Here is a 25,936-nt window from a genome sequence, read left to right as displayed (position 1 = left end):
AGTGTTCGTTTTTGCCCGGATGTGAAACGAAGGTGCTGATTCTGGTGGCGACTGAAACCGCTTACCGCGCGGCCTGCATCGGCGCCGGGCCCCGGTCGGCGGAAAGAATCTGCCAACGTGCGGGGTCGATGCCGTCGAATGCCGTTGCGTAGCGCCCGGCAGTGCTGTCTTCACCGGTTACATCGCGTATCGCGATGCTGTCGATGCGGCTGGGATGGGTGCGCGCCACCTGCCCGTAGATTTCGGGGTCGCTTTCGCCCGAATCGCCCACCAGCATGAACCGGCGGTGCGGAAAGTCGGCCAGCAGCCGTTCGATGATGCCGAGCTTGTGCGTGCGCGAATCCTGGTCGCCCGGGATCAGCGTGCGCCAACTGGTGCTCTCGCGCAGGTGCATGCTGCCGGTCGGAAAGCCCGCGTCGCGAACGAAGTCGGCCAGCGCGGGGTAGAGCTGCATCGGGCTGGCCGAAAGATAGTGGAACCGCGTGCCCGGCGTTTGCGACAGCGCGCGGTAGTAAGCCGCCATGCCGGGCGCCGCCTCGAAGCGCCGCGCAAAGGTGTTCAGCAGCATCTCGCGCCGGTCGCGCACCTGCGTGCGCTTGATGGTGTCGTCGATGTCCGAAATGATCGACAGGCCCTCGGCGGGAACGATCAGCGCCTGGCCCCTGAAGCGGTGCAGCAGTTCGCCCGGGCCGGTCACGGCATGGAACTTCAGCCATTCGTCCACAGGCGATGCCTTGGGTGCGTCGATGACGATCCGCATGTCCATGCGGCCGTTGGCGCCCGAAGGCGGCGAGCTCACGCGCGCCGTGCTGCCATCGAAATCGATGTCGAACACCTTGCCTTCTTCCGATTCGGCGTGGAACAGCGCAGTGCGCTGGTTGAAGCGCAGGCGCGCCGCGGGCGAGAGTTTGTTCAGGCTCAGCCCCAGGTAACGCGCGAACGCGGCGTTCAGGCCCCAGCGCCGCTCGGGTTCGTACACCCAGGCGTGAATGTCGACCTCGAACCGGCCATCGCTGGTGGGGCGCGCCGTGCCTGGCATGAAGAGCGCCTCTTCATCGGGTTCGAGCCGCTCGGCCGCCTGCAGCGCACGCATCGGCGCCAGGCCGCAAAGCAGTGCGGCGCCGGCCAGAAGGGAGCGGCGCCGCAGCGGCGGGACAGCGGGGCGTTGTTGGATGCCGCCGCTCATGCCTTGGGCGATCCCACGCGCTCGTAGGTCACGAAGCTGAAGTTCAGGCCCTCCTTGGCGGAAACGTGCGGCTCGCGCTTTGTCTCGCGCCACTCCGCAGGGGAGAGTTCGGGTGCGTGCGCATCGCCTTCGTAGTCGTGGGCGAGCTCGGTCACCACGGCGTACTGCGCGAGCGGTTCGGCTTCGGCGTAGATCTGCGCGCCGCCGATCACCCATACGTCGGGCACCTGCGATTCGTCGCACAGCGCGAGCGCTTCCTGCAGGCTGCCGACGCGGTGCGCGCCTTCGGCTTTCCAGTCGTCCTGCCGCGTGATGACGATGTTGTGCCGCCCCGGCAGGGGCTTGAAGCGCGGCGGCAGCGAATCCCAGGTCTTGCGGCCCATGACGACCGGCGCGCCGGCTGTCTGCTGCTTGAAGTGCACCATGTCTTCGGGCAGGTGCCACGGCATGGTGCCCTTGGCACCGATCACGCCGTTGGCGGCGCGGGCGAAGATGAGGTGCAGGCGCGGTGTGGGCATATCGGGCGGAACAGTGCGGTCACACAGCCACGGGCGCCTTGATCGCCTCGTGGTGCTTGTAGTCGAGCACCTCGAAGTCTTCGTACTGGTAGTCGAAGATCGAAGCCGGCTTGCGCTTGATGTGGAGCGTGGGGTACGCGTAGGGCGTCCGGCTCAGCTGCAGCGCCACCTGCTCGGCGTGGTTGCTGTAGATGTGGCAGTCGCCGCCGGTCCAGATGAAGTCGCCCACGTCGAGGTCGCACTGCTGCGCCACCATGTGCGTGAGCAGTGCGTAGCTGGCAATGTTGAAGGGCACGCCAAGAAAGATGTCGGCGCTGCGCTGGTAGAGCTGGCAACTCAGCTTGCCGCGCTCGCCCAGCGCTTGCGGCGGCGCCACGTAGAACTGGAAGAAGGCGTGGCAGGGCATGAGCGCCATCTTCGAGAGCTCGGCCACGTTCCATGCGCTCACGATGATGCGGCGCGAATCGGGGTTGGTCTTCAGCGTCTTGATGACTTCGGAGATCTGGTCGATATGGCCGCCATCCGGCGTGGGCCAGCTGCGCCATTGCACACCGTACACAGGGCCCAGGTCGCCGTCTTCGCGCGCCCATTCGTCCCAGATGGTGACGCCGCGCTCCTTGAGCCAGTTGTTGTTGCTGGAGCCGGTCAAAAACCACAGCAGCTCCTGGATGATGGACTTCAGGTGCACCTTCTTCGTGGTCACCAGCGGAAAGCCTTCGTTCAGATCGAAGCGCATCTGGTGGCCGAACACGCTCTTGGTGCCCGTGCCGGTGCGGTCGCTCTTGAACACGCCGTGGGTGTCCACGTGGCGCATGAAATCTTCGTACTGAGAGCGGACGGGGCGGGCGGTCGAGGTCATGTTGGGAATTTTACGGGGCGGCGCTAGCATTGGCCGATGACCGGCCCCGACCACTCCCACGAGCACTCCCACGACCACAGCGAACTCGGCGAAATGGACCTGCGCGTGCGGGCGCTGGAAAGCGTGCTCACGCAGAAGGGCTATATCGACCCCGCCGCGCTCGACGCACTGATCGACACCTACCAGACCCGCATCGGCCCGCGCAACGGGGCACGGGTGGTGGCGCGGGCCTGGGTCGACCCAAACTTCCACGACTGGCTGATGGCTGATGCCACGGCCGCCATTGCCTCGCTAGGCTACACCGGCCGCCAGGGCGAGCACATGGTGGCGGTAGAGAATACCGGCGAACAGCACCACATGGTCGTCTGCACCCTGTGCAGCTGCTACCCCTGGCCCGTGCTCGGCCTGCCGCCCACCTGGTACAAGAGCGCGCCATACCGCTCACGCGCCGTGAAAGACCCGCGCGGCGTGCTGGCCGATTTCGGCACGGTGCTGCCCGAGACGACGCGCATCCGCGTCTGGGATTCGACCGCCGAGGTGCGCTACCTCGTGATTCCCCAGAGGCCTGCCGGAACCGAAGGCTGGAGCGAAGACGAACTCGCCATCCTCGTTTCGCGCGATTCGATGATCGGCACGCGCCTTGCCGATGCGCCAGCCGCCGCAAGGAGCGCCGCATGAGCTACGTCACGCATGCAGACCTGGGCGGCCAGCCCGGCTTCGGGCCGGTCACGCCCGAGCCCGAGGGCGAACTCTTCCACGCCGGCTGGGAGCCGCGTGCGCTGGCGCTCACGCTTGCCATGGGCGCAACCGGCTCCTGGAACATCGATGCAAGCCGCGCCATGCGCGAGACGCTGCCGGACTACCGCGACCTGAGCTACTACCAGATATGGCTTGGGGCGCTCGAGCAGTTGATGCTGCAGCGCGGGCAGGTTTTTGCCGACGAGATCGCCTCCGGCGAGATGCGCCATCCGGCCGCGCCGGTCGCCCGCGTGCTGCAGGCCGGGAACGTGCCCGCGGTGCTCGCCAAGGGCTCGCCGACTGAGCGCGCCGCGCCAGGCCCCGCACGCTTTGCCGTCGGGCAGGCTGTGCGCATGCACATCGGCAAGGCCGACCATCACACGCGGCTGCCAAGCTATGTGCAGGGCAAGCGCGGCACCATCGAACATGTCCACGGCGCGCATGTGTTCCCCGATGCGAATGCGCAGGGCCTCGGTGAACAGCCACAGTGGCTCTACACCGTCGTGTTCGAGGAAGCTGAACTGTGGGGAGATGCGGCGCCGCGCCAAAACCTCTCGGTGTCGGTCGACGCGTGGGAAAGCTACCTGGAGCCCGCCGCATGAAGATCGACATGCCACCGCTCGCGCTCGCACCCGGCATGCCGCGCGATGCCGATGGCCCGGTGTTCCGCGAGCCGTGGGAAGCGCAGGCCTTTGCGATGACGCTCGCGCTGCACGAGCGGGGCCTGTTCAGCTGGGTGGAGTGGGCCGAAGCGCTGGCGGCGCAGATCGCCGCCGCGCAAGCCGCGGGAGACCCCGATGCTGGTGACACCTACTACCGGCATTGGCTTGCCGCGCTCGAAGGCCTGGTGGCCCGCAAGGGTGCGAGCTCGGGCGACGAACTCGCGCGCTACCGCCACGCCTGGGACCACGCGGCCGATCGCACGCCGCATGGCCAGCCCATCGAGCTGCGCGGCGAGGACTTTCCCGCCTAGACGCGGATCACGCGGCCCGGGTTCAGGATGTTCTTCGGGTCGAGCCCGCGCTTGATGGCGCGCATCATCTCCAGCGCCACCGGCGACTTGTGCTTTTCGAGCTTGTCGACCTTGAGCGAGCCCACGCCATGCTCGGCCGAGAACGAGCCGCCGAACTTCTCGACCGCGTCGTACACCAGCGTGTTGATGCGCTCTTCCTCGTTCTTCAGGAAAGCCTTGGTGTCGATGTTCTCGGGCGCCTGCACGTTGTAGTGCAGGTTGCCGTCGCCCAGGTGGCCGAAGTTCACCAGCCGCACCCCGGCGATCTCGCGCGCCAGCAGCGCATCGGTCTCGGCCACGAAGGCTGGAATGCTGGAGACGGGAATCGAGATGTCGTGCTTGATGTTCAAGCCCTCTTCGGCCTGCGCGAGCGGAATGCTCTCGCGGATGTGCCAGAGCTGGTGCGCCTGCGTGAGGTTCTCGGCCACCACCGCGTCGGTCACGCAGCCGTCTTCGAAAGCGGTTTCGAGCAGCGCCTCGAAGCGCGAACGTGCATGGTCCTCCGATTCGTTGTCGGAGTTCTCCAGCAACACGCAGTACGGCACGCCTTCGTCGCCGATGAAGGGCGCGCGCAGTTGCGGCATGTGCTTGTCGACCAGGCTCAGCGCAAACTTGCCCATCACCTCGAAGCCGGTGAGGCCCGAACCCAGGTGCTTGTGCGCAAGGCCCAGCAGCGTGACCGCATGGTCGAGCGAAGGCACCGCGGCCCAGGCCGTGAGCTGCGCGGCGGGCAGCGGGTAGAGCTTCATGGTCGCCGCGGTGATGATGCCTAGCGTGCCTTCGCTGCCGATCATCAGGTCGCGCAGGTCGTAGCCGGTGTTGTCCTTGCGCAGGCCGCTGGTGCCTTCCCAGATGTCGCCCTGCGGCGTAACGACTTCGAGGCCCAGGCACAGCTCGCGCGTGTTGCCGTAGCGAACCACCTGCGTGCCGCCGGCGTTGGTGGCAAGGTTGCCGCCGATGGTGCAGCTGCCTTCGGCCGCAAGGCTCAGCGGGAACAGAAAGCCCTGCTTCTCCGCCGTTTCCTGCAGCGTCTGCAGGATGCACCCGGCCTCCACCGTCATCGTGAGGTTGGCCGCGTCAACGGTGCGAATTGCGTTCAGCCGCTGCAGGCTCAGCACCACTTGCGTGCCGCTGTCGTCGGGAATGGAACCCACTGCCAGCCCGGTGTTGCCGCCCTGCGGCACGATGGCCGTGCCGGTCGCGGCGCAGGCCTTGACCACGTCGGCCACCTGCTGCGTGTTGGCGGGCCGCACCACGGCCAGCGACTTGCCGCGCGCGCGCTTGCGCCAGTCCTGCTCGTAGGCGGCGAGGTCGCCCTCGTTCAGCACGTGCTGGGCGCCGACGATGGCGCGGAGTTGGTCGATGAGGGGGGCGGAAGAAGTCATTGGCGTCATTGGGCGGAAGCCTCAAGTTGGCGGGCAGCCTTGGCATTGCGAAGGCGCAGCCGCACATGCCAGGCGCAGGCGGCAAAGAGCATGAGGCACAGCAGCACCTCGACCAGCGCGAGCACTTGCCCCACGCCGTTCGTGTCGCTCCAGGCACGCACCACGCCTTCGGTGAAATAAAGCCAGATCATCAGGCTGACCCAGCGGTAGGTGTACATGCGGTTCTTGTAGAGCCCCGCAAGCGGAATGACAAGCGGCAGCACCTTGAGCGCCAGCAGCGAACCGCCGGGCCGCAGCGGCGCCAGCCAGAGCTCCCAGGCCAAGCCGAGCACGATCAGCCCGACAAGGCTGCCCACGGCAAGCCAGCGGGTGGCGCGGACGGAAGAAGAGGCGTGCGGTGTGATGATTTGCATGGATGGAACACCGCGGAACTGGCGACACGAAGTGTGCAAAGACGAGGAGAGGGTTCGGGTTCTTATGATACCGGCCATGAATCGTCGTCAGCTCTGGAGGGATCTTTCGCGCTTTCCGTGGGGCAACACCGCGGCGGTGCTGGGCGAGCGTTTTCGCGAAGACCGCCTGGGGCTGACGGCCAGCAGCCTCACCTTCACCACCACCATTGCAATGGTGCCGTTCTTCACGGTGGCACTGGCGCTCTTCACGGTGTTTCCGATGTTCGCCAAGCTGCAGGGGCGGCTGCAGCGCTGGTTCATCGAAAGCCTGATTCCGGACAACATCGCGCGGCAGGTGCTGGGCTACCTGAACCAGTTTTCCAGCAAGGCCGGTGGGCTGGGCATAGCGGGCCTGGTGGTGCTGCTGATCACCGCCATTGCGCTGATCCTCACCATCGACAAGACACTCAACAACATCTGGCGGGTGCGCTCGCCGCGGCCGCTTGCCCAGCGTGTGCTCATCTACTGGGCCGCGATCACACTCGGCCCGCTCATTCTTGCGGTGAGCCTTTCGACCACTTCGTATGTATTTGCCGCTTCGCGCGACGTGGTGGGCGGAAGCATCCTGAAGCTGTTCTTCGACACCTTCGAATTCGTGCTGCTCGCGGCCGGAATGGCCTCGCTCTATCACTATGTGCCCAACACCAACGTACGCTGGTCGCATGCATGGGCCGGCGGCTTCTTCGTGGCGGCGGCCATCGAGATTGCCAAGCGCGTGCTGGGCTACTACATGAGCCTGGTGCCGACCTATTCGGTGCTTTATGGCGCCTTTGCCACGGTGCCGATCCTGCTGGTGTGGATCTACGTGGCCTGGGTGATCGTGCTGCTGGGGGCGGTCATCGCGGCCTATCTGCCCAGCCTGCTGACCGGTGTGGCACGCCGCGGGGGCCGGGCGGGGTGGCCGCTGCAACTGGCCATGGAAGTGCTGCAGCACCTCGCACGTGCGCGGGCCACGCCGGCCAAGGGCATGGGCGCGACCGAGCTCGTCACGCGCATGCGGGTGGACACGCTGCAACTGGTGCCGGTGCTCGAAACCCTGGTGGCGCTCGACTGGATTGCGCCGCTCGCCGAAGAAACGCCGAACGAAGACCCGCGCTACGTGCTGCTGGCCGACCCGTCCACACCGATCGAGCCGCTGCTCAGGGAACTGCTGATGCCCTGCGCCGAGCCGCTCGAAGACCTGTGGCAAAAAGGGCCGCTTCGGTCGCTGCGCCTGGGTGACGTGCTCCTTATTTAGTAGCGGTCAGATCTTGACCCTGCCCAGCCAGATATCGCGGTACATCGCCCAATCTCCCATGAAGGAATAGAGCGGGCGCTTGAACGAGGCGGGCCGGTTCTTCTCGAAGCCGAAATGCCCGATCCAGGCAAAGCCGTAGCCTGCGACCAGCCCGGCCAGCAGCCAGAGCGGATCGAGCGTGACCACCAGGGCCACCAGGCAAACCAGCGAAATGGTCGAACCCACGAAGTGCAGGCGACGGCAGGTGCGGTTGGCGTGCTCGGTCAGGTAGAACGGGTAGAACTCCGCAAAGCTCTTGAAACGTCGCGGATCGACAGCAGATTCCGGGGCAGTCGTGGTGTTCATCGTGCGAGTCTCCTGGGCGCCAAAGGCGCTTTGTTCATAATAGCCACGACCTTCCGGCCGCACCACTGCGGCTTTGTATTCACACCTTTGTGGCATCAGCTTTGAGCGCTCTTCCCGCCGCCGCCCCCGAATCCGCCGAGCCGGCCGGCGACGCGCCATGGGTCGTGTGCCTGTGCGCCGAATGGTGCGGCACCTGCCGCGACTACCGGCCGCTGCTGGAGCAGGTGGCGCGGGCGCATCCGCAATTCCGCTTTGCCTGGGTCGACATCGAAGACCACGCCGAAATCGCAGATGCGTTCGACGTGGAGACCTTTCCCACGCTGCTGATCGCCGGCGCCGAGGGCACCCGCTTTCTGGGCCCGCTGCTGCCGCATGCCGAAACGCTCTCGCGCATGCTCGGCGCGCTGCAGGCGCCCCAGCCCTCCAGCCTCGACGTCGACCTGCTGCTGGCCGTGCTCGAGAAGCGGCCCGCCGAATTCGCGGTCTGACCTTACCCCGGCGCGCCGGAACGCGCGCGCCCCAGCTTGCGCCGCCCCGCGCTGGCAATGGCATGCACCAGGTGCTGCACGAACTCCTGCGCCAGTGGCGTGAGCGTGCGGCCTTCGAGCGCCAGCACCTGCAATTGCCGCTGCTGCAGCGGCGCCTCCGCGAACGGGCGCGCCACCACCGTGCCCGCGTCGATAAGGTGCGTGACCGTGAGGTGTCCGGAAAGCATCACGTCCGGCGTGCGCAAGAGCGGCAGCAGCACGGATGAAAAGTTGCTGACGAAGATCGCACGGTATTGCAGGCCCTGCAGGCTGCACGCCTGGTCGAACAGTTGCCGCGCGGTCACGCCCTTGTCGCCCACGGCCAGCGGGTAACGCACGGCGTCTGCCACCGAAACCACGCGCTGCCGCGCCAGCGGATGGTCGGGGCGCAGCACCGCGAACACGGGCGCATTCGCCGAATGTTCGATCCTCAGGCCGGGCTCCGGCGCCACCACGTATTTGAGTGCGATGTCGGCCTCGCCGCGCGCGAGCAGCGCGCTCACGCCATCGGGCGAGCCCACGTGGAGTTCGAGCTGCGTGCCCGGATGGGCCGACTCGAATCCGCGCATGACCTGCGGCATGAAATGCGCTGCGAAGCCTTCAGTGCAAGCCATGCGAATGCGGTGTGCGCTGCGGCCGCCAAGGTCGCGCACTTGCTCGATGACCTGTTCGATATCGAGCTGCGCATTGCGCAGATGCGCAGCGAGCCGCTCGCCGGCTGCGTTGAGCGCCATGCCACGTGCGTGGCGCTCGAACAGGGGCGTGCCCAAGCTGTCCTCAAGCTTGGTGATCTGCCGACTGATCGCGGAGGAGGCCACGAACAGCCGCGCCGCCGCCTGGCTCACCGAGCCGCTGCGCGCCACCTCGAGGAAGTGGCGCATCGGAATGCTGAGAAGCGGTGGTGTCATGGGATTCGAGCCTTGCCTTGAAGGCAATGGTAGCTTGCGAAAACGATGCTGGAAGCATCGCGCTTCAGGCCTTGTACTTGCTGCACCCCCTCCGACACAGGAAAACCTCTTCATGCAACGTACCGACAGCCTTGCCGCTGCCGCCGCCTATTTCGACGACGGCGGCTTCTTCGCCGACCTGCAGCGGCGTGTCGCCTTTCGTACCGAGAGCGATACCGGCGCTGCCACACCCGCGCTTGGCGCCTACCTGCGCGACGAGCTCATGCCGCCGCTGGCTGCGCTGGGCTTCGAGTGCGAGATCGTCGAGAACCCCGTGCCCGGCGGCGGGCCCTTCCTGATCGCGCGGCGCATCGAAGACCCCGCATTGCCCACCGTGCTGAGCTACGGCCACGGCGACGTGGTGAGCGGGCAGGACGCGCATTGGGACGAAGGCCTCGGGCCCTGGGCGCTCACCGTGCGCGGCGACCGCTGGTACGGGCGCGGCACGGCCGACAACAAGGGCCAGCACACCATTGCGCTCGGCGGGCTGGCAGCTGCGCTGCGCGCGCGGGGCGGGCGCCTGGGCTACAACATCACCTGGCTCATCGAAACAGGCGAAGAGGCCGCGTCACCGGGCCTGCATGCGGTGTGCGAGCAGCAGCGCGACAAGCTGCGCGCCGACCTGTTCATTGCCAGCGACGGGCCGCGCGTGAGCGCCGAGCGGCCCACGCTTTTTCTTGGCTCGCGCGGTGCCGTCAACTTCAGCCTGCGGCTGCGTGCACGGGCGCGGGGTTACCACTCCGGCAACTGGGGCGGCGTGCTCGCCAACCCGGCCACGGTGCTGAGCCACGCGGTGGCCTCGCTGGTGGACGCGCGCGGTCGCATTCTGGTCGATGCCCTTCGCCCGCCGGAAATTCCGCAGGGCGTGCGCAAGGCGCTGGCCAATATTGGAATCGGAGGCGGTGCCGACGACCCCACGCTGGACGAAGGCTGGGGCGAGCCCGGTCTAAGCCCCGCGGAGCGGCTCGTGGCGTGGAACACCATCGAGGTGCTCGCACTCGGTGCCGGATCGCCGCAGCGGCCCGTCAATGCGATTCCGCCGGAGGCGGTGGCCCATTGTCAGTTGCGCTTCGTCGTAGGAACGCCGTGGCGGGAGCTCGCGAACATCGTGCGCGCGCATCTGGATGCGCGCGGCTTCGGCAACGTCGAGGTGCAGGTCACGCTCGAGGGCGCCGCCACGCGGCTCGACGTGGAGAACCCCTGGGTCGGCTGGGCCCGGCGCTCCATCGAAGACAGCAGCGGCCAGCGCATCGACCTGCTGCCCAACCTCGCGGGCTCGTTGCCCAACGACGTCTTTGCCGACCTCCTGGGCTTGCCCACGCTGTGGGTGCCGCATTCCTATCCGGCTTGCGCGCAGCATGCGCCCAACGAACATCTGCTGGCGTCGCTCGCGCGGGAGGGCCTGCAGATCATGGCGGGCCTGTATTGGGACCTGGGCGAACCGGGGCTCGCGCCGTGGGCAGCCGAGAAAAAACAGCACGCCGCCTCCTGATCTTCTTTCTGGACGAACCATGAAAACTGCTCTCTCCCTTAGCCTTCGAAGCCTGCTGGCCTGTGCTTCGGCATTCATCGCCCTGCATGCGCCCGCCCTCGCGCAGGACGCCTGGCCCGACAGGCCCGTGAAGCTGGTCGTGCCCTTTCCACCCGGCGGCGGCACCGACATCGTCGCGCGGGCGATGGGGCAGGGCCTGTCGGAGCGGCTCGGCCAGCCCGTGGTCATCGACAACAAGCCCGGCGCCTCCACCATCATCGGCACCGATGCGGTCGCCAAGGCCGCGCCGGACGGCTACACGCTGCTGCTCTCGGGCTCGACCAGCTACAGCGTGAACCCCGCGCTTCGCGCCAAGCTGCCCTACGACCCGGCGCGCGACCTCGCGCCCATTGCCATCGTCGCGCGCACGCCGCTGGTGCTGGTGGTGGGCGCCGGCACGCCGTGGCGCTCGTTGCCGGAACTCATCGCCGCCGCGAAGGCCAAGCCGAAGAGCATTCGCTACGCGACCTTCGGCGCCGGCTCAGGGCCGCACCTGGCGGGCGAATTGCTCGCGTTGGCCGCGGGCATCCAGCTGCAGGACATCCCATACAAGGGCAGCAGCCAGGGCTCGATGGCGGTGATCGGCGGAGAGATAGAGATCGGCCTGGACACCGTCGCCGCCGTGGCGCCGCACGTGCGTTCGGGCAAGCTGCGCGCGCTGGGCATTGTGGGCGCGGTGCGCTCCAGCATGCTGCCCGAGGTGCGCACCCTGGCCGAGCAAGGGCTGCCCGATGCCACCTTCGACGCCTGGTACGGCTTTGCCGCGCCGGCCCGCACGCCGGCACCCCTGCTCGACAAACTCACACGGGCGGTCACGGCCACGATGGGCAGCCCGGCCCTGCAGGCGCAACTGCGCGCGCAGGGCATGGAGCCCGTCGTCATCGGCGCAGCGGCGTTCCGCAGCCAGATGGAGGGCGAGATCTCGCGCTATCGCGCGCTGGCCCATCGCGCGGGCATCGCGGCGGAATAACGAGCGATTGGCTCAGGCGGGCGCGCCGACGAAGTCGCGCAGCGCAAACAGCACTTCGTCGGGTGCCTCGCTCATCAGCGAGTGCCCCGCATGCACCGTGACGACCTTGCCCTGCTTCGCCTTGCCGGCGAGTGCCTTGGTGGCGCGCGGCGGCGTCATCTGGTCGGCGTCGCCAAGCAGGAAGAGCACAGGGCATTGCACGGCTTCGATGGCCTTCTCGCCGTTGGCGTAGTCGTTGCAGGCCTTGAAGCCGATATGGAACACGTTGGCGCTGCGGTTGCTGGCGAGCACGCGGCGCATCAGCGCGCGCGAGCTGCCGTAAAGCCAGGTGCCGGGGCCGAGCGAGGAGGGCGGTGGCGCAAGCAGCGAGTGCGAGAAGGTGTTGACCATGGCGATGGCGCGCTGCGGATCGTTGAGCGCGCCGTCCAGAAGTGCAGGCGACACGGTCATCGGATAGGCGGTGCCCACCAGCGCAAGATGGGTGACGCGCTCGGGTGCACGCGAAGCCGCTTCGAGCGCAATGAGCGAGCCGAAGCTGTGGCCGACCAGCGCAGCCTTTTGCACACCGGCTGCGTCGAGCAGTGCAATGACGAACTGCGCAGCCTCTTCCACGCTCGCGGGCGGCGGGCCTTCGCTCTTGCAATGGCCGGGCAGGTCGAGCGCGAGCACGTTCCAGCCGTGGTTGGCTAACCAGCGGCTTTGCAGGATCCACACGCTGTGGTCGTTTAGCACGCCGTGGATGAATACCACTGTCGGCTTGTTTGCGTCGAAGGTCTTGCCGCCTGTGTAGCAATAAGTGGTGTGGCTGTTGACTGTGTAGTTCATGTCAGTTGCTTTGCCGTTGTGTTGCGGATTGCGGGTCGTCTTGTTCGGGGCGAGTGCAAAGGCCACCGGGTACTCCCCTCCGCGAATGTCCCCCGCCTTCGGCTCCTCCTTTATTTCGCTGCGGGGAGTACCCGATGCCCTGTGCACCGGGGCACGCTGCTGGTGGGCGGCCGATCAACGACCACCGTTCATCACGCACACGTCGATGGGGTGCCTTGCGCAGCGAAATAAAGGAGGAGGCCGCAGGCCGGGGGACATTCGCGGAGCAAGGTACCCCGTCGGCGGGTGCGCGCCCCGAACGAACCCACGAGCGCCGAACACGAAAACAAAACATTCAGCCACCCGCCTTTTCCGCAGCCTTCAGCGCACGCTTCAGATCGTCGATCAGGTCGGCTGGGTCCTCAAGACCGATGGAAAGCCGGATCGTTCCCTGCGAAATGCCCGCACCCGCCAGCGCCTCGTCGGTCATGCGGAAGTGCGTGGTGCTGGCCGGGTGGATCACCAGGCTGCGGCAATCACCCACATTGGCCAGGTGGCTGAAGAGCTTGAGCGCCTCGATGAAGGCCTTGCCCTGCGCGCGGCTGCCCTTCATGTCGAAGCTGAACACGGCGCCGGCACCGCGTGCGCCATGGCGCAGCAGCTTCTGCGCCAGTGCGTGGCTGGGGTGCGACTCGATCAGCGGATGCCCCACGCGCGACACGAAGGGGTGGCTCGCGAGAAACTCGACCACCTTTTGCGTGTTGTCGATGTGGCGTTCCATGCGCAGCGGCAGGGTTTCGATGCCCTGCAATATCAGCCAGGCCGTGTGCGGGCTCATCGAGGCGCCGAAGTCGCGCAGGCCCTCGCGCCGCGCGCGCAGCAAGAATGCGCCGACCGTGCTCTCCTCGCTGAAGACCATGTTGTGAAAGCCGTCGTAGGCCTGGGTCAGCTCCGCGAATTTGCCGGATTTTTCCCAGTCGAAACTGCCGCCGTCGACCACCACGCCGCCAATCACGGTGCCGTGGCCCGAGAGGAACTTGGTGGCCGAGTGATAGACGAGGTCGGCGCCCCAGTCGAAGGGCTTGATCAGGTAGGGCGAGGTGAGCGTGGAGTCGACCAGCAGCGGCACGCCGGCTTCGTGGGCAATGTCGCTCACGGCCGGAATGTCGAGCACGTCGAGCCCGGGGTTGCCCACGGTTTCGCCGAAGAAGAGCTTGGTTTCGGGGCGCACCGCGGCGCGCCAGCCGTCCAGGTCGCCCGGCTTCACGAAGGTGGTTTCGATGCCAAAGCGCCGCATCGTGTAGTGCAGCAGGTTCTGCGAGCCACCGTAGAGCGCGGTGCTGGCCACGATGTGCGAGCCCGCGCCCATGAGCGTGGCAATCGAAAGGTGCAGCGCCGCTTGCCCGCTGGCCGTGGCAATGGCACCAATGCCGCCTTCGAGCGCCGAAACTCGCTGCTCCAGCACCGCATTGGTCGGGTTGCTGATGCGCGAGTAGACATGGCCCGCGCGCTCCAGGTTGAAGAGCGCCGCCGCATGGTCGCTCGACTCGAAGACGAAAGAAGTGGTGAGATGGATCGGCACCGCCCGCGCGCCGGTGGCGGGGTCGGGTGCGGCGCCGGCGTGCAGCGCCAAAGTATCGAATCCGGGGTCGGAATAGCCGGGCATGAGCACCTTTCTGGGTTCGTTCGCAATGCCCCGTTACGTCTGCTAATCATGCGCGCGCATCATGGGCGTGGGAGTCGGCGCCGATTGTGGGCTATATTCAAATCGGCACCGCCGCCGAGAACGATTTCCGAGAGGAGCACACGATGAAAGTCAGCGACATCCTTCGCGTCAAGGGCAACACGCTCTTCACCATCACGCCTGACGACCTGCTGGCCGAAGCGGTCAAGACCATGGCGGAAAAGGACATCGGCTCCCTGGTGGTCATGGAACACGGCGACCTGGTCGGCATGCTCACTTTCAGGGAAGTGATCGTCGCCCTGGTCGACAACGGCGGCCAGGTGGGCGGCACGCTCGTGCGCAAGGCCATGGACGACGCGCCCGTAACCTGCACGCTCGAAACCGAACTCGACGAAATCCGCCGCATCATGCTGGAGCGCCACGCGCGCTACATGCCCGTGATGGACAAGCGCATGCTGATGGGCGTGATCAGCTTCTACGACGTGGCCAAGGCGGTGGTGGACAGCCAGAACTTCGAGAACAAGATGCTCAAGGCCTACATCCGCGACTGGCCCGAAGAGCAGTAACCAGCCGCGCTCCGGCTCTGGCCGGCGAGCTTATTCCTTGATATTAGCCGTCTGCACGATCTTCTGATTGCGGGCGTACTCGGCCTGCACGAACTGGCCGAATTGCTCCGGCGTGCCGCTGCCGGGCAGGGCGCCTTGCTCGTTGAGCTTGGCACGCACCTGCTCCTCGGCCAGCACCGCGTTCAGCTCCTGATTGAGGCGCGCCACCACGGCGGGCGGGGTCTTGGCGGGCGAGAAGATGCCGGTCCAGCTCACCATGTCGTAGCCCTTGAGCCCGGGCATCTCGTTGAAAGTGGGCACGTTGGGCAGCGCGGCAAGGCGCTGGCTGCCGGTGATGCCCAGCGCCTTCAGGCGATTGCCGTCCACATGCGGAATGGCGCTGGTGCTGACCAGCATCGCCAGGTCGACCTGGTTGCCGATCACGTCCGTGGCGATTTGCGCACCGCCGCGGTAGGGCACGTGGGTCACGAAGATGCCGCTGCGCTGCTTCAAGAGTTCCATGGCCAGCTGCAGCACCGTGCCCACACCCGAGGTGGCGTAGTTGTAGGCGCCGGGCTTGGCCTTGGCGAGCTTCACGAAGTCGGCGTAGGTCTGCGCCTCCAGGCCGGGGCGTGCCAGCAGCACCATCGGCGCGGTGTTGAGCATGCCCACAGGCGCCAGGTCCTTGAGCGGATCGAACTTGAAGGCCGAGGGATTGACCAGTCGCCCGATGGCGATGGCACTGTCGGGCCCGACCACCAGCGTGTAGCCGTCGGGCGCCGCATTCACAGCCTTGGCCACGCCGATGGCACCGCCCGCGCCGCTCACGTTTTCGATCACGACCGACTGCTTCAGCCGCTCGGCCAGCCGCGTGGCAACGAGGCGGGCGTTGACGTCCACGCTCCCGCCCGCCGTGTACGGAACGATCAGCGTGATCGGCTTGGCAGCGGGCCACGCGGCCTGGGCGAGTGCCGTGGCAGGCAGCATCGCGCAGAAGAGGGTGGCGGCCAGAAGAGTGCGGCGGGGAAGGCGGGCGGATTGGGTCATGGCTTGGCTCATTGCGGGTGGGCGGGTTGCGGTTCTTGTGCAAGGCGGGCGCGTAGCGCGTCGAACTCCTGGCTCCATTGGGTGCGCCATTCGCGGCGCTGGGTGTCGTCGATCCACGCGCCGTCGAGCCCGTTGTGCATGAAGCCGCGCAGGTCGTCCAGGCCAAAGCCGAAGTCGCGCACCATCATCAGCCAGGCCTGCGTGGGCGTGACCTTGTGCAGCGTCGGATCGTCGGTGTTGGGATGGATGCGCAGGCCCAGGCCGGGCATGCGCCGAATGGGGTGGTCGAGCGCCCAGCGCTCCGGCGGCAGGGTGCGCAGGTAGTAGGAGTTGGTGGGCACAACGGTAAAGATCACGCCGCGCTCGGCGCACTGGCGTGCGAAGTCGGGCTGGTCGACCACCGTGTAGCCGTGGTCGATGCGGTCGACCTGCAGCACGTCGAGCGCGGTGCGCACGTTGGTCCAAGGCATGCCGAACTCGCCCGCGTGCGCGGTGGCCTTGAGCCCTGCGCGCCGCGCTTCGGCATACGCCTCGGCAAAAAGCTCGGGCGGCCGGTCGACCTCGCGGTAGTCGATGCCGATGCCGATCACCTCGTCGCAACGGTGCGCTTTGACCCATTCCACCATCTCCACGGCAGCCTCGGGGCTGGCTTCGCGGTCGATGGCAGCAATGAGGCGGCCGATGATGCCGAACTCCTGCTGCGCGTCCTGGATGGCGCGCACGATCGCGCACTGCGCCGTCGGATACGGAATGCCGGAGCCGTGCACCGTGCCCGTCGGGTTCCAGAAGAACTCGGCGTAGCGCACGTTGTGGGCCGCGGCGTCTTCCAGGTATTCATGCGTCAGCTGGTACAGGTCGCCGGGGCTGCGAACCAACTGCGCGTCGAGTGCGCGCAGCACGCGCAGCACGCCGACGGGCTTTTCTCCGCGCGTGTAGAAGCCTTCGATTTCATCGGCCGCCAGCGGCGAACCGGCGCGATGGTTGAGTTGCTTGAAGGTTTCGTGGCGCACCGTGCCGAACAGGTGGCAATGCAGCTCCACCTTGGGCATCGCATGCAGCATGGATTCCAGCGTGAGGGGCGGCAGATCGAGGGGGGCCATGGCGGGCAGTCTAGGGAGCGGCGCCTCATAAGCAAAATTTTGAATTTCTATAATTTGATTCACCGAATCAATCGCCGACCCAAATCCATGGCCTCTTCGCCGCTTCGGGCGCTCACGCTGCGCCAGCTTCAGTTCTTCTCGGTGCTGGTGGAAGAAGGTCACTTTGGCCGCGCGGCGCGGCGGTTGGCCATTACGCAGCCTGCGCTGAGCAATGCCATCAAGCAGATGGAAAAGCTGCTCGGCGCCGAGCTGCTGACCCGTTCCACCCACCGGCTGGAGCTCACCTCCGTGGGCGCCGAGGTGCTGGCGCGCACCGACTTTTTGGTCAATGCGTTCGACGTGGCGCTGCGCGACATCGAAAGCACGGTGCAGCGCGGGCGGGCTTTCGTGCGCGTGGGGGTGATTCCTTCGGCGAGCGGGCGCGTCATGGCCGCTGCGGGCGAATTTCTCGAAACCGGACGGCGCGAGGTCGAAATTGCCTGGCGTGACGCGCCCTCGACCGTGTTGCTGGCCGAACTGCGCAGCGGCCAGCTCGACATGGCGATTGCAGCCATCACGGAGCCACCGGGCGGGCTGGCCTGCGTCGACCTGTTCCGCGATCCGCTGGTGCTGGTGGTGCGGCGCGACCATGCGCTGGCCGCGGCCGCCGACGCGAGTTGGGAGGCCATCGGCAAGGAACGCCTTGTGCTGTTCGAGAGCGGCAGCATGCCGGCGCTCGGCAACCCTGCCCGCGCGCAGTTCGAGCAGGGGCCCGAGCCCTACCGCGTGAGCTATTCCGAAACGCTGTATGCACTGGTGCGAAGCGGCCAGGCCTTGGGATTGATGCCGCGGCTGTATACCTCGTCGCTGCGCGACCCTGAACTGGTGGTGGTTCCGCTGTCGAAGCCGCGCATCGAGCGACGCGTGGTGCTGGCCTACCTGCCGGGGCCGATGCGCAACGTGGCGGCGCAAGAGCTGATTGCGTTTCTGCGCGATCGGCTTCCACAGGCCGGCGAAGCCGTGGTGCGGCGCGTGGCGGCGAAGGGCGCGCGCAGCCGGCGCTGAGATCGGCGCTGAACCCGGGTCGATCTAGTGCAGCTCAGCCGCGGCGTGAATGGTTTCGCGCACGCGCGGATAGATCTGCGCATTCCACTTGCTGCCGCTGAAAACGCCGTAGTGGCCCACGCCGGCCTGCAGGTGGTGCGCCTTCAGGTAAGGCCGGATGCCGGTGCACAGGTCTTGCGCCGCCACCGTCTGGCCGACAGCGCAGATGTCGTCGCGCTCGCCTTCGACCGTGAGCAGCGCGGTGCGGCGGATGGCGGCGGGGTTGACCGTGCGGTCGCCCACGATGAGCACGCCGCGCGGCAGGTCGTAGGTCTGGAACACGCGCTCCACCGTCTCCAGGTAGAACTCGGCCGGCAGGTCGTTCACCGCCAGGTATTCCTCGTAGAAGGCGGCGATGGTGCGCGCCTTCTCGATCTCGCCCTCGACCAGGTGCTTGGCCATGTCCTCGAACTGCTTCTTGTGGCGCTCCGGGTTCATGCTCATGAAGGCCGAAAGCTGCAGGAAGCCCGGGTACACGCGCCGCATCATGCCGGCGTGCGGCCATGGCACGTGGCTGATCAGGTTGCGCCGGAACCACTCGATAGGCTTGCTGGTGGCGAGCTTGTTCACACCAGTGGGGTTGATGCGGCAATCGACCGGGCCGGCCATGAGCGTGAGGCTGCGCGGCGTGGCGGGGTTGTCGTCTTCGGCCATGAGCGCTGTGGCGGCCAGCGCAGCCACGCAGGGCTGGCACACGGCCACCATGTGCACGCCCGGGCCGACCGCTTCCAGAAACTGGATGAGCTGCAGCGTGTAGTCGTCAAGGCTGAAGCCGCCATGCCACAGCGGCACGTCGCGCGCGTTGTGCCAGTCGGTCAGGTACACGTCGTTGTCGCGCAGCAGCGTGCGCACGGTTTCGCGCAGCAGCGTGGCAAAGTGGCCCGACAGTGGTGCAACCAGCAGCACGGGCGGGTGCACGGCCTTCGTGTCCTTGCGGAAGTGCAGCAGCGTGCCGAAAGGCGAAACCAGTGTTTTCTCTTCGTGCACGGCGGTTTCCACACCGTCCACCACAACGCTGCGAATGGCGTAGGCCGGCCGCGAATGGGTGAGCCGCATGCGCGAAAACACCTCGAACTGCGCGGCCATGCGCCGCACCATGGTGCGTTCGGTGCCGTCCTTCCAGAGTGCCTGGCCGAGGTACTGGGCTGCGAGCCGGGAGGGCGAGAGCAGGTCGGCTTGGTTCTGGTAGGCCCGGTACAACATATAAGCAGTACAGGCAAGTTGCGGGCCAAGCGGTGGCACAGGCCTTGCACGGCAATGGGAGCCAACCCGGCAGCTAGGCAGACCCGCCAAGGAGACCCACGATGGCCAAACCCGTTCTCACCATCAGCAGCAAGAACTACGGCGCCTGGGCGCTGCGCGGCTGGCTGATGTGCAGGCTGGCCGGGCTGGACTTCAGCGAAAAGATCATTCCGCCCGACGACCCGGCCATGAAGGCCGAGATGCTGCTGCTCTCGTCGTCGATGCTGGTGCCCTCGCTGCAGCACGGCGGCGTGAAGGTGTGGGACACGCTGGCCATCGGCGAATACCTGAACGAGATCAAGCCCAAGGCCGGATTGCTGCCGGCGGACATCCAGGCGCGCGCGCATTGCCGCGCGATCTGCGGCGAAATGCATTCCGGCTTTGCTTCGATGCGCGGGGCCTTGCCGATGAACATCAAGGCCCGTTTTCCGGGTTTCAAGATCTGGTCGCGCGCGCAGGCCGACATCGACCGCATCGTCGCCATCTGGCGCGAATGCCTCAAGACCTACGGCGGCCCCTTCCTCTTCGGCAAACAGCCCGGCATGGCCGACGCCATGTACGCCCCGGTGGTCACGCGCTTTCTGAGCTACGACGTGCCGCTCGACACCGTTTGCGCCTCTTACTGCAAGCGAGTGATGGACTTGCCCGCCATGCAGGAGTGGGTGGCCGCCGCGAAGCAGGAACCCGAGGAAATCGACGAACTGGATGCGGAGTTCTGAGCGGAGCCGGCCGCCTAGTGCCGGAACATCCGCAGGTCGAGGGCGCTTTCCTCGCCCAGCCACATGGCATGCGCCGTGTGGTCGGCCAGGTCGTCGCCCGTGACGCCGTGCACAAAAATGTCGAGACCGTTGCGGTTGGCCTCCAGCCATTCGATCACCTGGTCGAACTCGGCCGCGTCGAACGCCAGCTGGCAGCTCCAGTGCGGATGCGGCCCGACCAGGCGCTCATGCACCCGGCCGACCACCACCATCAGCTCGCGGCCCGCGCGCTCGCACAGCTGCCTTGCCTGTGCGACGGTGTCGGGGCCGAAGTAGACGTGGGCGTGGTATTGCGGATAGAGGTTTTCAGGGCGGCGCGGCATAGCGGCTCATTGTGGCCCTAACCTGAAGCGCCCGCTGTAGCGGAACACGTCGCCGAACCAGCGGTGGCGCAGCACCATCTTCATGGTGAAGCCGTCGGCATCGGCCGGGTCGGGCCGCTCCTCGACGTAGGCCGTGCCCAGCAGCAGGCCCAGCGGCAGCGGCAAGCGCATCCTGCCAAGGCGCCAGATGTAGCCTTTGTCGCGAAACACCAGCGCGCCTTCCTCCGCGCTCACGGCCAGGCGCATGCCGATGCCGAAGCGCACGTATTCGACGACCTCGCTGCCGCGCTCTGCCACATGGGCCATGTGCGAGCGAAAGTGAAACGGCGCGCGGCCTTCGAAGCGGAAGACACGGTCCCAGTACAAGAGAGCATCGTCCGGCCGGCAGCGGTAGTGCACATCGATCGGCACGCCGGTGCCGGTGTAGGGAACCAGCGCCCCGAACAGGCGGCCGAAGGGCATGAGCAGCCTTGCCCACGGTGCGTGGTGCACTTCGTCCATGGTGCCACGCACGCAGACGTGGGCATTCGAGAACGGCGCCATGGTGTAGTGGCGGCGGATCACCTCGCCCAGCCGCTCCCAGGCGGGGCCGAGCACTTGCTGGAACACGGGCCGGATGTCGCTCATGCGGCCGCCGCGGCCGCTTCGCTGCGCACCTTGTAGAAGCGCAGGATGTGCTCGGAAAAATCGCCGAGGAGAAAGTGCGCCACGCGGTCGGCATACCAGTTGAAGCGCGTGCTCACGCGCCATGAAACGTCGATGCGAAGTTCCGTGCCGCCGTCGCGCGGCGTGAGCGTGTAGGCCGAGTCGCGCAGGTCGAAATAGTGGCCGCCGATGACCACGTGGTCGTCGAGCGCACCGGCCGGAAAAGAGTCGGGCGAGAAGCGGTAGCGCCACTTCACGCGCTGCAGCGGCTGCCAGTCGGTGACGATTTCATCGAAGTGCACGTTCTTCTGCCACTGCACCTTGCGCACGCGGCCTTCGGGCGTTTGCTCGGTGACGGCCGCCACCGGCATGGGCACGCCGATGCGATACGCCCAAGCGTCGCCGACTTCGCTGGGGCGGATGTCGCGCGCATCGTTGAGCTCATTCCACACGCGTTCGGCGGGCGCGGCGATGAAGACCGTGCGCGACGTTTTCGAGATCAGTTCCGGGTTGGGCAACTGCGGCTCGATGGCGCCAAGCAGCAGCGGCAGCACCGCAAAGCTGTAGAGCGCGGGCTTGGGCCAGTTGGTAACGCGGCAGACCAGCCCCATGGCCAGCCCGCCGAGGCTGCCCATGAAGGCGAACATCGGCACGATCACGATGGCGCAGATCATTCCCTCGATGTAGACCAGCAGCGTGCCGACCACGAACAGCGCGGTGGCGACCCAGGGCGCCCAGATGTAGTAGCCCCAGCCGCGGCGCTCGATGCGCTCGGCCATGTAGACCGTGACGGCACCGCACACCGCGGGGGCAAGGTAGATGAAGGAGCCCAGCATGGCCGAGAAGCGTTGGCCCGGCAATCCGCTGAAGGCAATGCGCAGCACGAAGGCGGCCGCGGCGCCCACCAGCAGTGGCCAGAACCAGGCAAAGGGCATGCGGCGCTCCGGCGTCTCCTGCATTTCTGCTGAGCTGGCCGCGGCGGGTGGCAACTCGCGCGGTGCGGCGTCTTCGGGTTCGGTGCTCATGAAGGTTTCTTCTCCTCTTTGTGTTTGCTGTCTTGTTGTTTCGGTGGCGCTTGTTGTCAGCCGCTGCGCCTGGCGGTCACCATGCAGTAGTCGAAGTCGCGCCAGAAAGCGCCCAGCACCAGGGCGCAGTAGCTCGCGACGATGTGCTTGCGGCGCCAGGGGCTGAGCTTGCCGCGCGCCTTCCAGAGCTCGGCCAGCGCAAAGCGCGTGGCCAGCGCCGGAATGTGCAGCGCGCTGGGCGCCACACGCCACCGCAAAGACCTCACCTCGATGTCTTCGAACCCGTTGTCGCGCAGCGCGGCCACAAAGTCTTCCTTTACGGCCAGCGTGGGCACGGCCCAGCTGTCGGCCCACAGGCGGTGCAGCCAGCCGGCAACGCGACCGGGCTGGCGCCGCAGCAGAAAGCCATCGACCACCGCCAGCCGGGCGCCGGGCTTCAGCAGGCGGGCCGCCTCGCGCACGAAATCGGCCTTGGCCGTACCGCTGGCGTAACAGGCGCTCTCCACCGCCCACGCGCCGTCGGCTTGCGCTGCCGGCAGCCCGGTGCGCGTGTAGTCGGCCTCGATGTGCGCCATGCGATCGGCCACGCCGGCCCGGGCGTCGAGCCGCGCGGCGATGCTGTTCTGCACGGCCACGTTCGTGACGGTGACGGCATACAGCGACGGGTCTTCGCTCACCAGCGTGCGCGCGGTGGCGCCGGCGCCGCAGCCCAGGTCGATCACGCAGCGGCGTGGATGTGCGGCCTCCTGCTTCGAATTCGGAGCGTCGGCCTCGTCGAGCTTCAGTGCGCGGCCGACCGTTCGGTTCATCTCCACGAGCATGCCTTCGCGCCGCAATGGGTTGAGGCCGAGCCGCCAGAAGCCGAAATGCATGTTGTAGCTGGGGCTCCATGCGCGGTAGTCGTCGGCCACCTCGGTGAAGTAGTCCTGCGTGTCCGCGCGTGTGATGGCCGGGTTGGACAGCGGAGCTTCAGGCGTCTGCGCCGCGTGGAAATCGGGCTGAAAAACAGTGGGCACAAAAGCTCCTTTTTTCTTTTCAGATTCGGCAATTGCCGCCGGCACATGTGGCCGACGAGCGGGCGGCCTTTCCGGCCAGCAGGGTGACCAGCCAGCGCGGCAGCCGGTAGCGGTTGCGCGCGAGCACCGCATAGGCGCGGTCGGCCAGCGGCGCGACGAGCGGCAGGTCGAGAAGGAAGCTTCCGCTCGGCAGCCCGACGGCATCGCGGCAGGCCCGAAGGGCGGGGACGCCCGCGAACACCTGGCCGGCGGCGTCTACCGCGTGAATCGCCGTCATCAGCGCCTCGCGCGGCGCGGGCCCTTCGCTGAAGCCGGACGGCGAGCAGTCGACCAGTTGAAGGCGTTCCGCGGCATCGCGCGCTTTCATGCCGTTCATCTCGGCCGTGCAGAGGGCGCAAGTGGCGTCGTAGTAGACCGTGAGAGGGTAGGTGACAGCAGGGTGCATGGTTTTGTTTCGTTATTTCTGTCAAAACAGAAATGCAGGGCAAAAAAGAGAAGCTCAGATCATCGGCGGGCTGGCGTGATGGGCGTCCGGGTCATCGTCGTTTTTCATCGATGCCGCGGGCGCTGCCGGAGGCACATCGCCGCGAACGAACTTCTGCACGCTGGCGCCCAGCGTCAGCACCTTGTCGAGCGTGCCGGGCGAGAGCCGCAGCATTTCGTCGGCCCAGGTGGCAAGCTTGGTCATCAGGTCCATGGTGGAGCGGATGCGGTCTTGCGCATCGGCGGGCTCCTTCTGGAAGTCGGGGCTCGAGACGATTTCGCGCAGCACGCGGATGGTGGGATCGAACTCGCGTTCCTTGCGCTCGCGCACCACGGTGCGAAACAGCTCCCACACGTCCACGCTGGTTTCGAAGTAGTCGCGGCGGTCGCCAAGGATGTGCGTGACCCGCACCAGGTTCCACGCCTGGAGTTCCTTCAGGCTGTTGCTCACGTTGGAGCGGGCCACGCCCAAAGTGTCGGCGAGCTCTTCGGCATGCATGGGCTTGCCATGGGCGAACAGCAGCGCATGAATTTGCGAGACCGTGCGGTTGACACCCCACATGGAGCCCATTTCGCCCCAGTGGAGGACGAACTTGCGTTGGATGTCGGTGAGTTCCATGCTTCGAAGTCTAGGATTCTTGAAATTTCTGTCAATAGAGAAATGAAAATTCATTTGCGCATGCTGCTGGTTTGGAATACTGTATGAATAAACAGTATCTTCAGCTGAAAGAAGGAACCGCCATGCCAGCTGCCCGCATTCCCATCCACGCCATCAAGGGCCGCGGCGCGGCCACGCACCTGGCGCACCGCTTTTCGCGCGATGAGCGTAACGCCTTCGACGACGGCTGGGGCACGCTCGAAGAAGGCGCGGCCGAAGCGGAAGACCTGCCTCCGCTGGCGACCGAGGTGCGTTTCGAAGACGTGAAGTCGGTGCTCAACGAAAACGAATCGCCCGACGTGTCGTTCGATCGTTCGCTCAACCCGTATCGCGGCTGCGAGCACGGCTGCATCTATTGCTTTGCACGGCCCACCCACAGCTACCTCAACCTCTCGCCGGGGCTCGACTTCGAAACCAAGCTCATTGCCAAGCGCAACATCGTCGAGGTGCTGCGTGCCGAACTCGGCCGAAAAAGCTACAAGCCGAGCCATGTCGCCATCGGCACCGCCACCGATTGCTATCAGCCCATCGAGCGCGACTTGCGGCTCACCCGTTCGATCATCGAGCTGCTGCAAGAAACGCAGCATCCGTTTGCGCTGGTCACCAAGTCGAGCGCGGTGGAGCGCGACCTCGACCTGATCGCGCCCATGGCCGCCCAGCACCTGGCCGCGGTGTACGTGACAGTGACCACGCTCGACGGCGAACTGGCCCGCAAGCTCGAGCCGCGCGCGGCCGCGCCGCATCGGAGGCTGCGCACTATTCGCACTTTGGCCGAGGCGGGCGTGCCGGTGGGCGTGAGCGTGGCGCCGCAGATTCCGTTCGTCAACGAAGACATGGAACAGGTGCTCGAAGCGGCCTGGGAGGCTGGTGCGCGCAGCGCCTTCTACACGGTGATACGGCTGCCGTGGGAGGTGGCGCCGCTCTTCAAGGAGTGGCTGGCATTGCACTACCCGCAGCGCGCCGACCGCATCATGGCGCGCATCCACGAAATGCGCGGCGGCAAGGACTACGACGCCGACTTTGCGACGCGCATGAAGGGTACCGGCCTCTGGGCCGACCTGATCCGCCAGCGATTCGAGAAGGCGGCAAACCGTATCGGCTTCAACCGCGAGCGCATTCCACTCGACTTGGGCGCCTTTCGGCCGCCCGGGGCAGCGGGGCAGGGCAGTCTTTTCTGAGGGCTCTTCGCGTGCGGCCCGCAGCCGGGTATCGGATCGAATCCGCTTCAAAATAAGCGGTAGATTCAACCCGCCGGCGGCATCGACCGTCCGGCCTTGGCTGCAAAGGTACGCATGAACGGGATATGGATGGTGGTAATGGGAGTTTCAGGCTGCGGCAAATCGAGCCTGGGGGCGGCGCTTGCCACCGCCTTTGCGCTGCCGCTGATCGAAGGGGACGACCACCACCCTGGGTCGAACGTCGAAAAAATGCGCCAGGGCATTCCGTTGACCGATGCCGACCGCGCCGGCTGGCTTGCCACGCTGGGTCGCGCGCTTGCCGACAAGCCGCAGGGTGCGGTGCTGACATGCTCTGCGCTCAAGCGTGCCTACCGCGAGCAGTTGCGTGCGGCCGTGCCGGACCTGCGGTTCGTGTTCATGTCCATCGAACGCGACGAGGCCGAGCGCCGCGTGGCCGCGCGTGCGGGGGCGGGCGAGCACATGTTTCCGGCCAGCCTGGTGGCCAACCAGTTCGCGACGCTTGAATCGCCGGTGGGCGAGGCGGGCGTGGTGGCCGTCGACGCCACCGCGCCGCTCACGGAACTGGTCGCACAGGTGAAGCGCGAAATACCCGACGCAGCGCGCCGCTAGAGCGCAAG

30 protein-coding genes are annotated in these 25,936 nt (G+C 66.7%); 12 read left to right on the top strand and 18 right to left on the bottom strand.

What is annotated here, in order from left to right; all coding sequences use genetic code 11:
• Nucleotides 1-61: 61 nt before the first annotated feature.
• Genes EJI00_RS10815 through EJI00_RS10805 form a run of 3 tightly spaced genes read right to left on the bottom strand, consistent with a single transcriptional unit; the run spans nt 62 to nt 2,563 of the window.
• The gene (locus EJI00_RS10815) at nt 62-1,186 is read right to left on the bottom strand and encodes a phosphatidate phosphatase App1 family protein (protein WP_126747466.1); all 1,125 of its coding nucleotides are present in this window, start codon (nt 1,184-1,186) and stop codon (nt 62-64) included.
• Nucleotides 1,183-1,704 carry a dihydrofolate reductase gene (locus EJI00_RS10810; protein ID WP_126747465.1) on the bottom strand — a complete coding sequence of 174 codons (522 nt, stop codon included), beginning with the start codon at nt 1,702-1,704 and terminating at the stop codon, nt 1,183-1,185. The genes EJI00_RS10815 and EJI00_RS10810 overlap by 4 nt, the downstream gene beginning before the upstream one ends.
• 19 nt (nt 1,705-1,723) lie before the next feature.
• On the bottom strand, nt 1,724-2,563 hold the full coding sequence (locus tag EJI00_RS10805; protein ID WP_126747464.1) for a thymidylate synthase: 840 nt from the start codon (nt 2,561-2,563) through the stop codon (nt 1,724-1,726).
• Between the two features lie 36 nt (nt 2,564-2,599).
• On the opposite strand from EJI00_RS10805, the gene nthA reads away from it, so the two are divergent.
• The 3 genes from nthA to EJI00_RS10790 are packed head-to-tail and all read left to right on the top strand — an operon-like array spanning nt 2,600 to nt 4,274.
• Nucleotides 2,600-3,241 (top strand): nitrile hydratase subunit alpha, encoded by a 642-nt coding sequence (gene nthA, locus EJI00_RS10800; RefSeq protein ID WP_126747463.1) that lies wholly within the window; start codon nt 2,600-2,602, stop codon nt 3,239-3,241.
• On the top strand, nt 3,238-3,903 hold the full coding sequence (nthB, locus tag EJI00_RS10795) for a nitrile hydratase subunit beta (protein WP_126747462.1): 666 nt from the start codon (nt 3,238-3,240) through the stop codon (nt 3,901-3,903). Before nthA ends, nthB begins: the two co-directional genes overlap by 4 nt.
• Nucleotides 3,900-4,274, top strand: coding sequence for a nitrile hydratase accessory protein (locus EJI00_RS10790; protein WP_126747461.1), 375 nt, complete (start codon nt 3,900-3,902; stop codon nt 4,272-4,274). The genes nthB and EJI00_RS10790 overlap by 4 nt, the downstream gene beginning before the upstream one ends.
• Here the strand turns inward: EJI00_RS10790 and EJI00_RS10785 are convergent.
• Nucleotides 4,271-5,698: an FAD-binding oxidoreductase gene (locus EJI00_RS10785; protein ID WP_185868113.1), complete on the bottom strand. Its 1,428-nt coding sequence runs from the start codon at nt 5,696-5,698 to the stop codon at nt 4,271-4,273. The two genes, EJI00_RS10790 and EJI00_RS10785, sit on opposite strands and share 4 nt — an antisense overlap.
• Nucleotides 5,699-5,703: 5 nt before the next feature.
• Nucleotides 5,704-6,111, bottom strand: a complete 408-nt coding sequence (locus EJI00_RS10780; RefSeq protein WP_126747459.1) for a DUF2069 domain-containing protein — start codon at nt 6,109-6,111, stop codon at nt 5,704-5,706.
• Between the two features lie 64 nt (nt 6,112-6,175).
• Here EJI00_RS10780 and EJI00_RS10775 point away from each other — a divergent pair, with 64 nt between their 5' ends.
• Nucleotides 6,176-7,387: a YihY family inner membrane protein gene (locus EJI00_RS10775; RefSeq protein ID WP_126747458.1), complete on the top strand. Its 1,212-nt coding sequence runs from the start codon at nt 6,176-6,178 to the stop codon at nt 7,385-7,387.
• A gap of 6 nt (nt 7,388-7,393) precedes the next feature.
• On the opposite strand, the gene EJI00_RS10770 is transcribed toward EJI00_RS10775, so the two are convergent.
• On the bottom strand, nt 7,394-7,732 hold the full coding sequence (locus tag EJI00_RS10770) for an Mpo1-like protein (RefSeq protein ID WP_126747457.1): 339 nt from the start codon (nt 7,730-7,732) through the stop codon (nt 7,394-7,396).
• Between the two features lie 101 nt (nt 7,733-7,833).
• Between EJI00_RS10770 and EJI00_RS10765 the strand changes: the two genes are divergently transcribed.
• Entirely contained in the window at nt 7,834-8,220 is a 387-nt protein-coding gene (locus EJI00_RS10765) for a thioredoxin family protein (protein WP_126747456.1), read from the top strand.
• A 2-nt stretch (nt 8,221-8,222) separates the two neighbouring features.
• Here the strand turns inward: EJI00_RS10765 and EJI00_RS10760 are convergent, their stop codons facing one another.
• Complete coding sequence (locus EJI00_RS10760) at nt 8,223-9,167, bottom strand: LysR family transcriptional regulator (protein ID WP_126747455.1); 945 nt, start codon at nt 9,165-9,167, stop codon at nt 8,223-8,225.
• Nucleotides 9,168-9,279: 112 nt separating this feature from the next.
• Between EJI00_RS10760 and EJI00_RS10755 the strand changes: the two genes are divergently transcribed.
• Both EJI00_RS10755 and EJI00_RS10750 read left to right on the top strand, forming a co-directional pair.
• Nucleotides 9,280-10,698 (top strand): M20 family metallopeptidase, encoded by a 1,419-nt coding sequence (locus tag EJI00_RS10755; protein ID WP_126747454.1) that lies wholly within the window; start codon nt 9,280-9,282, stop codon nt 10,696-10,698.
• 19 nt (nt 10,699-10,717) lie between these two features.
• On the top strand, nt 10,718-11,707 hold the full coding sequence (locus tag EJI00_RS10750; RefSeq protein WP_126747453.1) for a Bug family tripartite tricarboxylate transporter substrate binding protein: 990 nt from the start codon (nt 10,718-10,720) through the stop codon (nt 11,705-11,707).
• Nucleotides 11,708-11,719: 12 nt separating this feature from the next.
• Here EJI00_RS10750 and EJI00_RS10745 read toward each other — a convergent pair whose 3' ends face one another.
• Together EJI00_RS10745 and EJI00_RS10740 are read right to left on the bottom strand one after the other, a co-directional pair.
• Nucleotides 11,720-12,532, bottom strand: coding sequence for an alpha/beta fold hydrolase (locus EJI00_RS10745; protein ID WP_126747452.1), 813 nt, complete (start codon nt 12,530-12,532; stop codon nt 11,720-11,722).
• 334 nt (nt 12,533-12,866) lie between these two features.
• Nucleotides 12,867-14,177 (bottom strand): O-acetylhomoserine aminocarboxypropyltransferase, encoded by a 1,311-nt coding sequence (locus EJI00_RS10740; RefSeq protein WP_126747451.1) that lies wholly within the window; start codon nt 14,175-14,177, stop codon nt 12,867-12,869.
• Nucleotides 14,178-14,320: 143 nt separating this feature from the next.
• Between EJI00_RS10740 and EJI00_RS10735 the strand changes: the two genes are divergently transcribed.
• Nucleotides 14,321-14,761: a CBS domain-containing protein gene (locus EJI00_RS10735; protein WP_126747450.1), complete on the top strand. Its 441-nt coding sequence runs from the start codon at nt 14,321-14,323 to the stop codon at nt 14,759-14,761.
• A gap of 30 nt (nt 14,762-14,791) precedes the next feature.
• Here EJI00_RS10735 and EJI00_RS10730 read toward each other — a convergent pair whose 3' ends face one another.
• Both EJI00_RS10730 and EJI00_RS10725 read right to left on the bottom strand, forming a co-directional pair.
• Entirely contained in the window at nt 14,792-15,787 is a 996-nt protein-coding gene (locus EJI00_RS10730; protein WP_126747449.1) for a Bug family tripartite tricarboxylate transporter substrate binding protein, read from the bottom strand.
• Between the two features lie 8 nt (nt 15,788-15,795).
• Complete coding sequence (locus EJI00_RS10725) at nt 15,796-16,887, bottom strand: adenosine deaminase (RefSeq protein ID WP_185868112.1); 1,092 nt, start codon at nt 16,885-16,887, stop codon at nt 15,796-15,798.
• An 87-nt stretch (nt 16,888-16,974) separates the two neighbouring features.
• Between EJI00_RS10725 and EJI00_RS10720 the strand changes: the two genes are divergently transcribed.
• Nucleotides 16,975-17,931: a LysR family transcriptional regulator gene (locus EJI00_RS10720; RefSeq protein WP_126747447.1), complete on the top strand. Its 957-nt coding sequence runs from the start codon at nt 16,975-16,977 to the stop codon at nt 17,929-17,931.
• Nucleotides 17,932-17,955: 24 nt separating this feature from the next.
• Here the strand turns inward: EJI00_RS10720 and EJI00_RS10715 are convergent, their stop codons facing one another.
• Nucleotides 17,956-19,173, bottom strand: coding sequence for a polyhydroxyalkanoate depolymerase (locus EJI00_RS10715; RefSeq protein WP_126747446.1), 1,218 nt, complete (start codon nt 19,171-19,173; stop codon nt 17,956-17,958).
• A 101-nt stretch (nt 19,174-19,274) separates the two neighbouring features.
• Here EJI00_RS10715 and EJI00_RS10710 point away from each other — a divergent pair, with 101 nt between their 5' ends.
• Complete coding sequence (locus EJI00_RS10710) at nt 19,275-19,931, top strand: glutathione S-transferase (RefSeq protein ID WP_126747445.1); 657 nt, start codon at nt 19,275-19,277, stop codon at nt 19,929-19,931.
• A gap of 14 nt (nt 19,932-19,945) precedes the next feature.
• Here the strand turns inward: EJI00_RS10710 and EJI00_RS10705 are convergent, their stop codons facing one another.
• Genes EJI00_RS10705 through EJI00_RS10680 form a run of 6 tightly spaced genes read right to left on the bottom strand, consistent with a single transcriptional unit; the run spans nt 19,946 to nt 24,081 of the window.
• Nucleotides 19,946-20,293, bottom strand: a complete 348-nt coding sequence (locus EJI00_RS10705; protein ID WP_126747444.1) for a DOPA 4,5-dioxygenase family protein — start codon at nt 20,291-20,293, stop codon at nt 19,946-19,948.
• Between the two features lie 6 nt (nt 20,294-20,299).
• Nucleotides 20,300-20,920: a DUF4166 domain-containing protein gene (locus EJI00_RS10700; protein ID WP_126747443.1), complete on the bottom strand. Its 621-nt coding sequence runs from the start codon at nt 20,918-20,920 to the stop codon at nt 20,300-20,302.
• Complete coding sequence (locus tag EJI00_RS10695; RefSeq protein WP_126747442.1) at nt 20,917-21,963, bottom strand: SRPBCC domain-containing protein; 1,047 nt, start codon at nt 21,961-21,963, stop codon at nt 20,917-20,919. The genes EJI00_RS10700 and EJI00_RS10695 overlap by 4 nt, the downstream gene beginning before the upstream one ends.
• Nucleotides 21,964-22,019: 56 nt before the next feature.
• A complete protein-coding gene (locus EJI00_RS10690; protein WP_126747441.1) occupies nt 22,020-22,979 on the bottom strand; it encodes an SAM-dependent methyltransferase in 960 nt (319 codons plus the stop codon).
• Between the two features lie 19 nt (nt 22,980-22,998).
• The gene (locus tag EJI00_RS10685) at nt 22,999-23,424 is read right to left on the bottom strand and encodes a thiol-disulfide oxidoreductase DCC family protein (RefSeq protein ID WP_126747440.1); all 426 of its coding nucleotides are present in this window, start codon (nt 23,422-23,424) and stop codon (nt 22,999-23,001) included.
• A gap of 54 nt (nt 23,425-23,478) precedes the next feature.
• Complete coding sequence (locus EJI00_RS10680; RefSeq protein ID WP_126747439.1) at nt 23,479-24,081, bottom strand: GbsR/MarR family transcriptional regulator; 603 nt, start codon at nt 24,079-24,081, stop codon at nt 23,479-23,481.
• Between the two features lie 122 nt (nt 24,082-24,203).
• On the opposite strand from EJI00_RS10680, the gene EJI00_RS10675 reads away from it, so the two are divergent.
• Nucleotides 24,204-25,298 (top strand): PA0069 family radical SAM protein, encoded by a 1,095-nt coding sequence (locus tag EJI00_RS10675; RefSeq protein ID WP_126747438.1) that lies wholly within the window; start codon nt 24,204-24,206, stop codon nt 25,296-25,298.
• A gap of 138 nt (nt 25,299-25,436) precedes the next feature.
• Nucleotides 25,437-25,928, top strand: coding sequence for a gluconokinase (locus tag EJI00_RS10670; RefSeq protein ID WP_126747527.1), 492 nt, complete (start codon nt 25,437-25,439; stop codon nt 25,926-25,928).
• The last annotated feature ends 8 nt before the right edge of the window (nt 25,929-25,936 follow it).

It is taken from the genome of Variovorax sp. DXTD-1, from assembly GCF_003984625.1.
Lineage (GTDB): Bacteria > Pseudomonadota > Gammaproteobacteria > Burkholderiales > Burkholderiaceae_C > Variovorax.
This window is presented reverse-complemented; position numbering and strand designations above follow the sequence as displayed.

Bases quoted from the DNA above. Each gene is read 5' to 3' on its own strand.
- EJI00_RS10815 (WP_126747466.1), bottom strand. From the start codon at position 1,186: ATGAGCGGCGGCATCCAACAACGCCCCGCTGTCCCGCCGCTGCGGCGC.
- EJI00_RS10810 (WP_126747465.1), bottom strand. From the start codon at position 1,704: ATGCCCACACCGCGCCTGCACCTCATCTTCGCCCGCGCCGCCAACGGC.
- EJI00_RS10805 (WP_126747464.1), bottom strand. From the start codon at position 2,563: ATGACCTCGACCGCCCGCCCCGTCCGCTCTCAGTACGAAGATTTCATG.
- nthA (WP_126747463.1), top strand. From the start codon at position 2,600: ATGACCGGCCCCGACCACTCCCACGAGCACTCCCACGACCACAGCGAA.
- nthB (WP_126747462.1), top strand. From the start codon at position 3,238: ATGAGCTACGTCACGCATGCAGACCTGGGCGGCCAGCCCGGCTTCGGG.
- EJI00_RS10790 (WP_126747461.1), top strand. From the start codon at position 3,900: ATGAAGATCGACATGCCACCGCTCGCGCTCGCACCCGGCATGCCGCGC.
- EJI00_RS10785 (WP_185868113.1), bottom strand. From the start codon at position 5,698: ATGACTTCTTCCGCCCCCCTCATCGACCAACTCCGCGCCATCGTCGGC.
- EJI00_RS10780 (WP_126747459.1), bottom strand. From the start codon at position 6,111: ATGCAAATCATCACACCGCACGCCTCTTCTTCCGTCCGCGCCACCCGC.
- EJI00_RS10775 (WP_126747458.1), top strand. From the start codon at position 6,176: ATGATACCGGCCATGAATCGTCGTCAGCTCTGGAGGGATCTTTCGCGC.
- EJI00_RS10770 (WP_126747457.1), bottom strand. From the start codon at position 7,732: ATGAACACCACGACTGCCCCGGAATCTGCTGTCGATCCGCGACGTTTC.
- EJI00_RS10760 (WP_126747455.1), bottom strand. From the start codon at position 9,167: ATGACACCACCGCTTCTCAGCATTCCGATGCGCCACTTCCTCGAGGTG.
- EJI00_RS10755 (WP_126747454.1), top strand. From the start codon at position 9,280: ATGCAACGTACCGACAGCCTTGCCGCTGCCGCCGCCTATTTCGACGAC.
- EJI00_RS10750 (WP_126747453.1), top strand. From the start codon at position 10,718: ATGAAAACTGCTCTCTCCCTTAGCCTTCGAAGCCTGCTGGCCTGTGCT.
- EJI00_RS10745 (WP_126747452.1), bottom strand. From the start codon at position 12,532: ATGAACTACACAGTCAACAGCCACACCACTTATTGCTACACAGGCGGC.
- EJI00_RS10740 (WP_126747451.1), bottom strand. From the start codon at position 14,177: ATGCCCGGCTATTCCGACCCCGGATTCGATACTTTGGCGCTGCACGCC.
- EJI00_RS10735 (WP_126747450.1), top strand. From the start codon at position 14,321: ATGAAAGTCAGCGACATCCTTCGCGTCAAGGGCAACACGCTCTTCACC.
- EJI00_RS10730 (WP_126747449.1), bottom strand. From the start codon at position 15,787: ATGACCCAATCCGCCCGCCTTCCCCGCCGCACTCTTCTGGCCGCCACC.
- EJI00_RS10725 (WP_185868112.1), bottom strand. From the start codon at position 16,887: ATGGCCCCCCTCGATCTGCCGCCCCTCACGCTGGAATCCATGCTGCAT.
- EJI00_RS10720 (WP_126747447.1), top strand. From the start codon at position 16,975: ATGGCCTCTTCGCCGCTTCGGGCGCTCACGCTGCGCCAGCTTCAGTTC.
- EJI00_RS10715 (WP_126747446.1), bottom strand. From the start codon at position 19,173: ATGTTGTACCGGGCCTACCAGAACCAAGCCGACCTGCTCTCGCCCTCC.
- EJI00_RS10710 (WP_126747445.1), top strand. From the start codon at position 19,275: ATGGCCAAACCCGTTCTCACCATCAGCAGCAAGAACTACGGCGCCTGG.
- EJI00_RS10705 (WP_126747444.1), bottom strand. From the start codon at position 20,293: ATGCCGCGCCGCCCTGAAAACCTCTATCCGCAATACCACGCCCACGTC.
- EJI00_RS10700 (WP_126747443.1), bottom strand. From the start codon at position 20,920: ATGAGCGACATCCGGCCCGTGTTCCAGCAAGTGCTCGGCCCCGCCTGG.
- EJI00_RS10695 (WP_126747442.1), bottom strand. From the start codon at position 21,963: ATGAGCACCGAACCCGAAGACGCCGCACCGCGCGAGTTGCCACCCGCC.
- EJI00_RS10685 (WP_126747440.1), bottom strand. From the start codon at position 23,424: ATGCACCCTGCTGTCACCTACCCTCTCACGGTCTACTACGACGCCACT.
- EJI00_RS10680 (WP_126747439.1), bottom strand. From the start codon at position 24,081: ATGGAACTCACCGACATCCAACGCAAGTTCGTCCTCCACTGGGGCGAA.
- EJI00_RS10675 (WP_126747438.1), top strand. From the start codon at position 24,204: ATGCCAGCTGCCCGCATTCCCATCCACGCCATCAAGGGCCGCGGCGCG.
- EJI00_RS10670 (WP_126747527.1), top strand. From the start codon at position 25,437: ATGGGAGTTTCAGGCTGCGGCAAATCGAGCCTGGGGGCGGCGCTTGCC.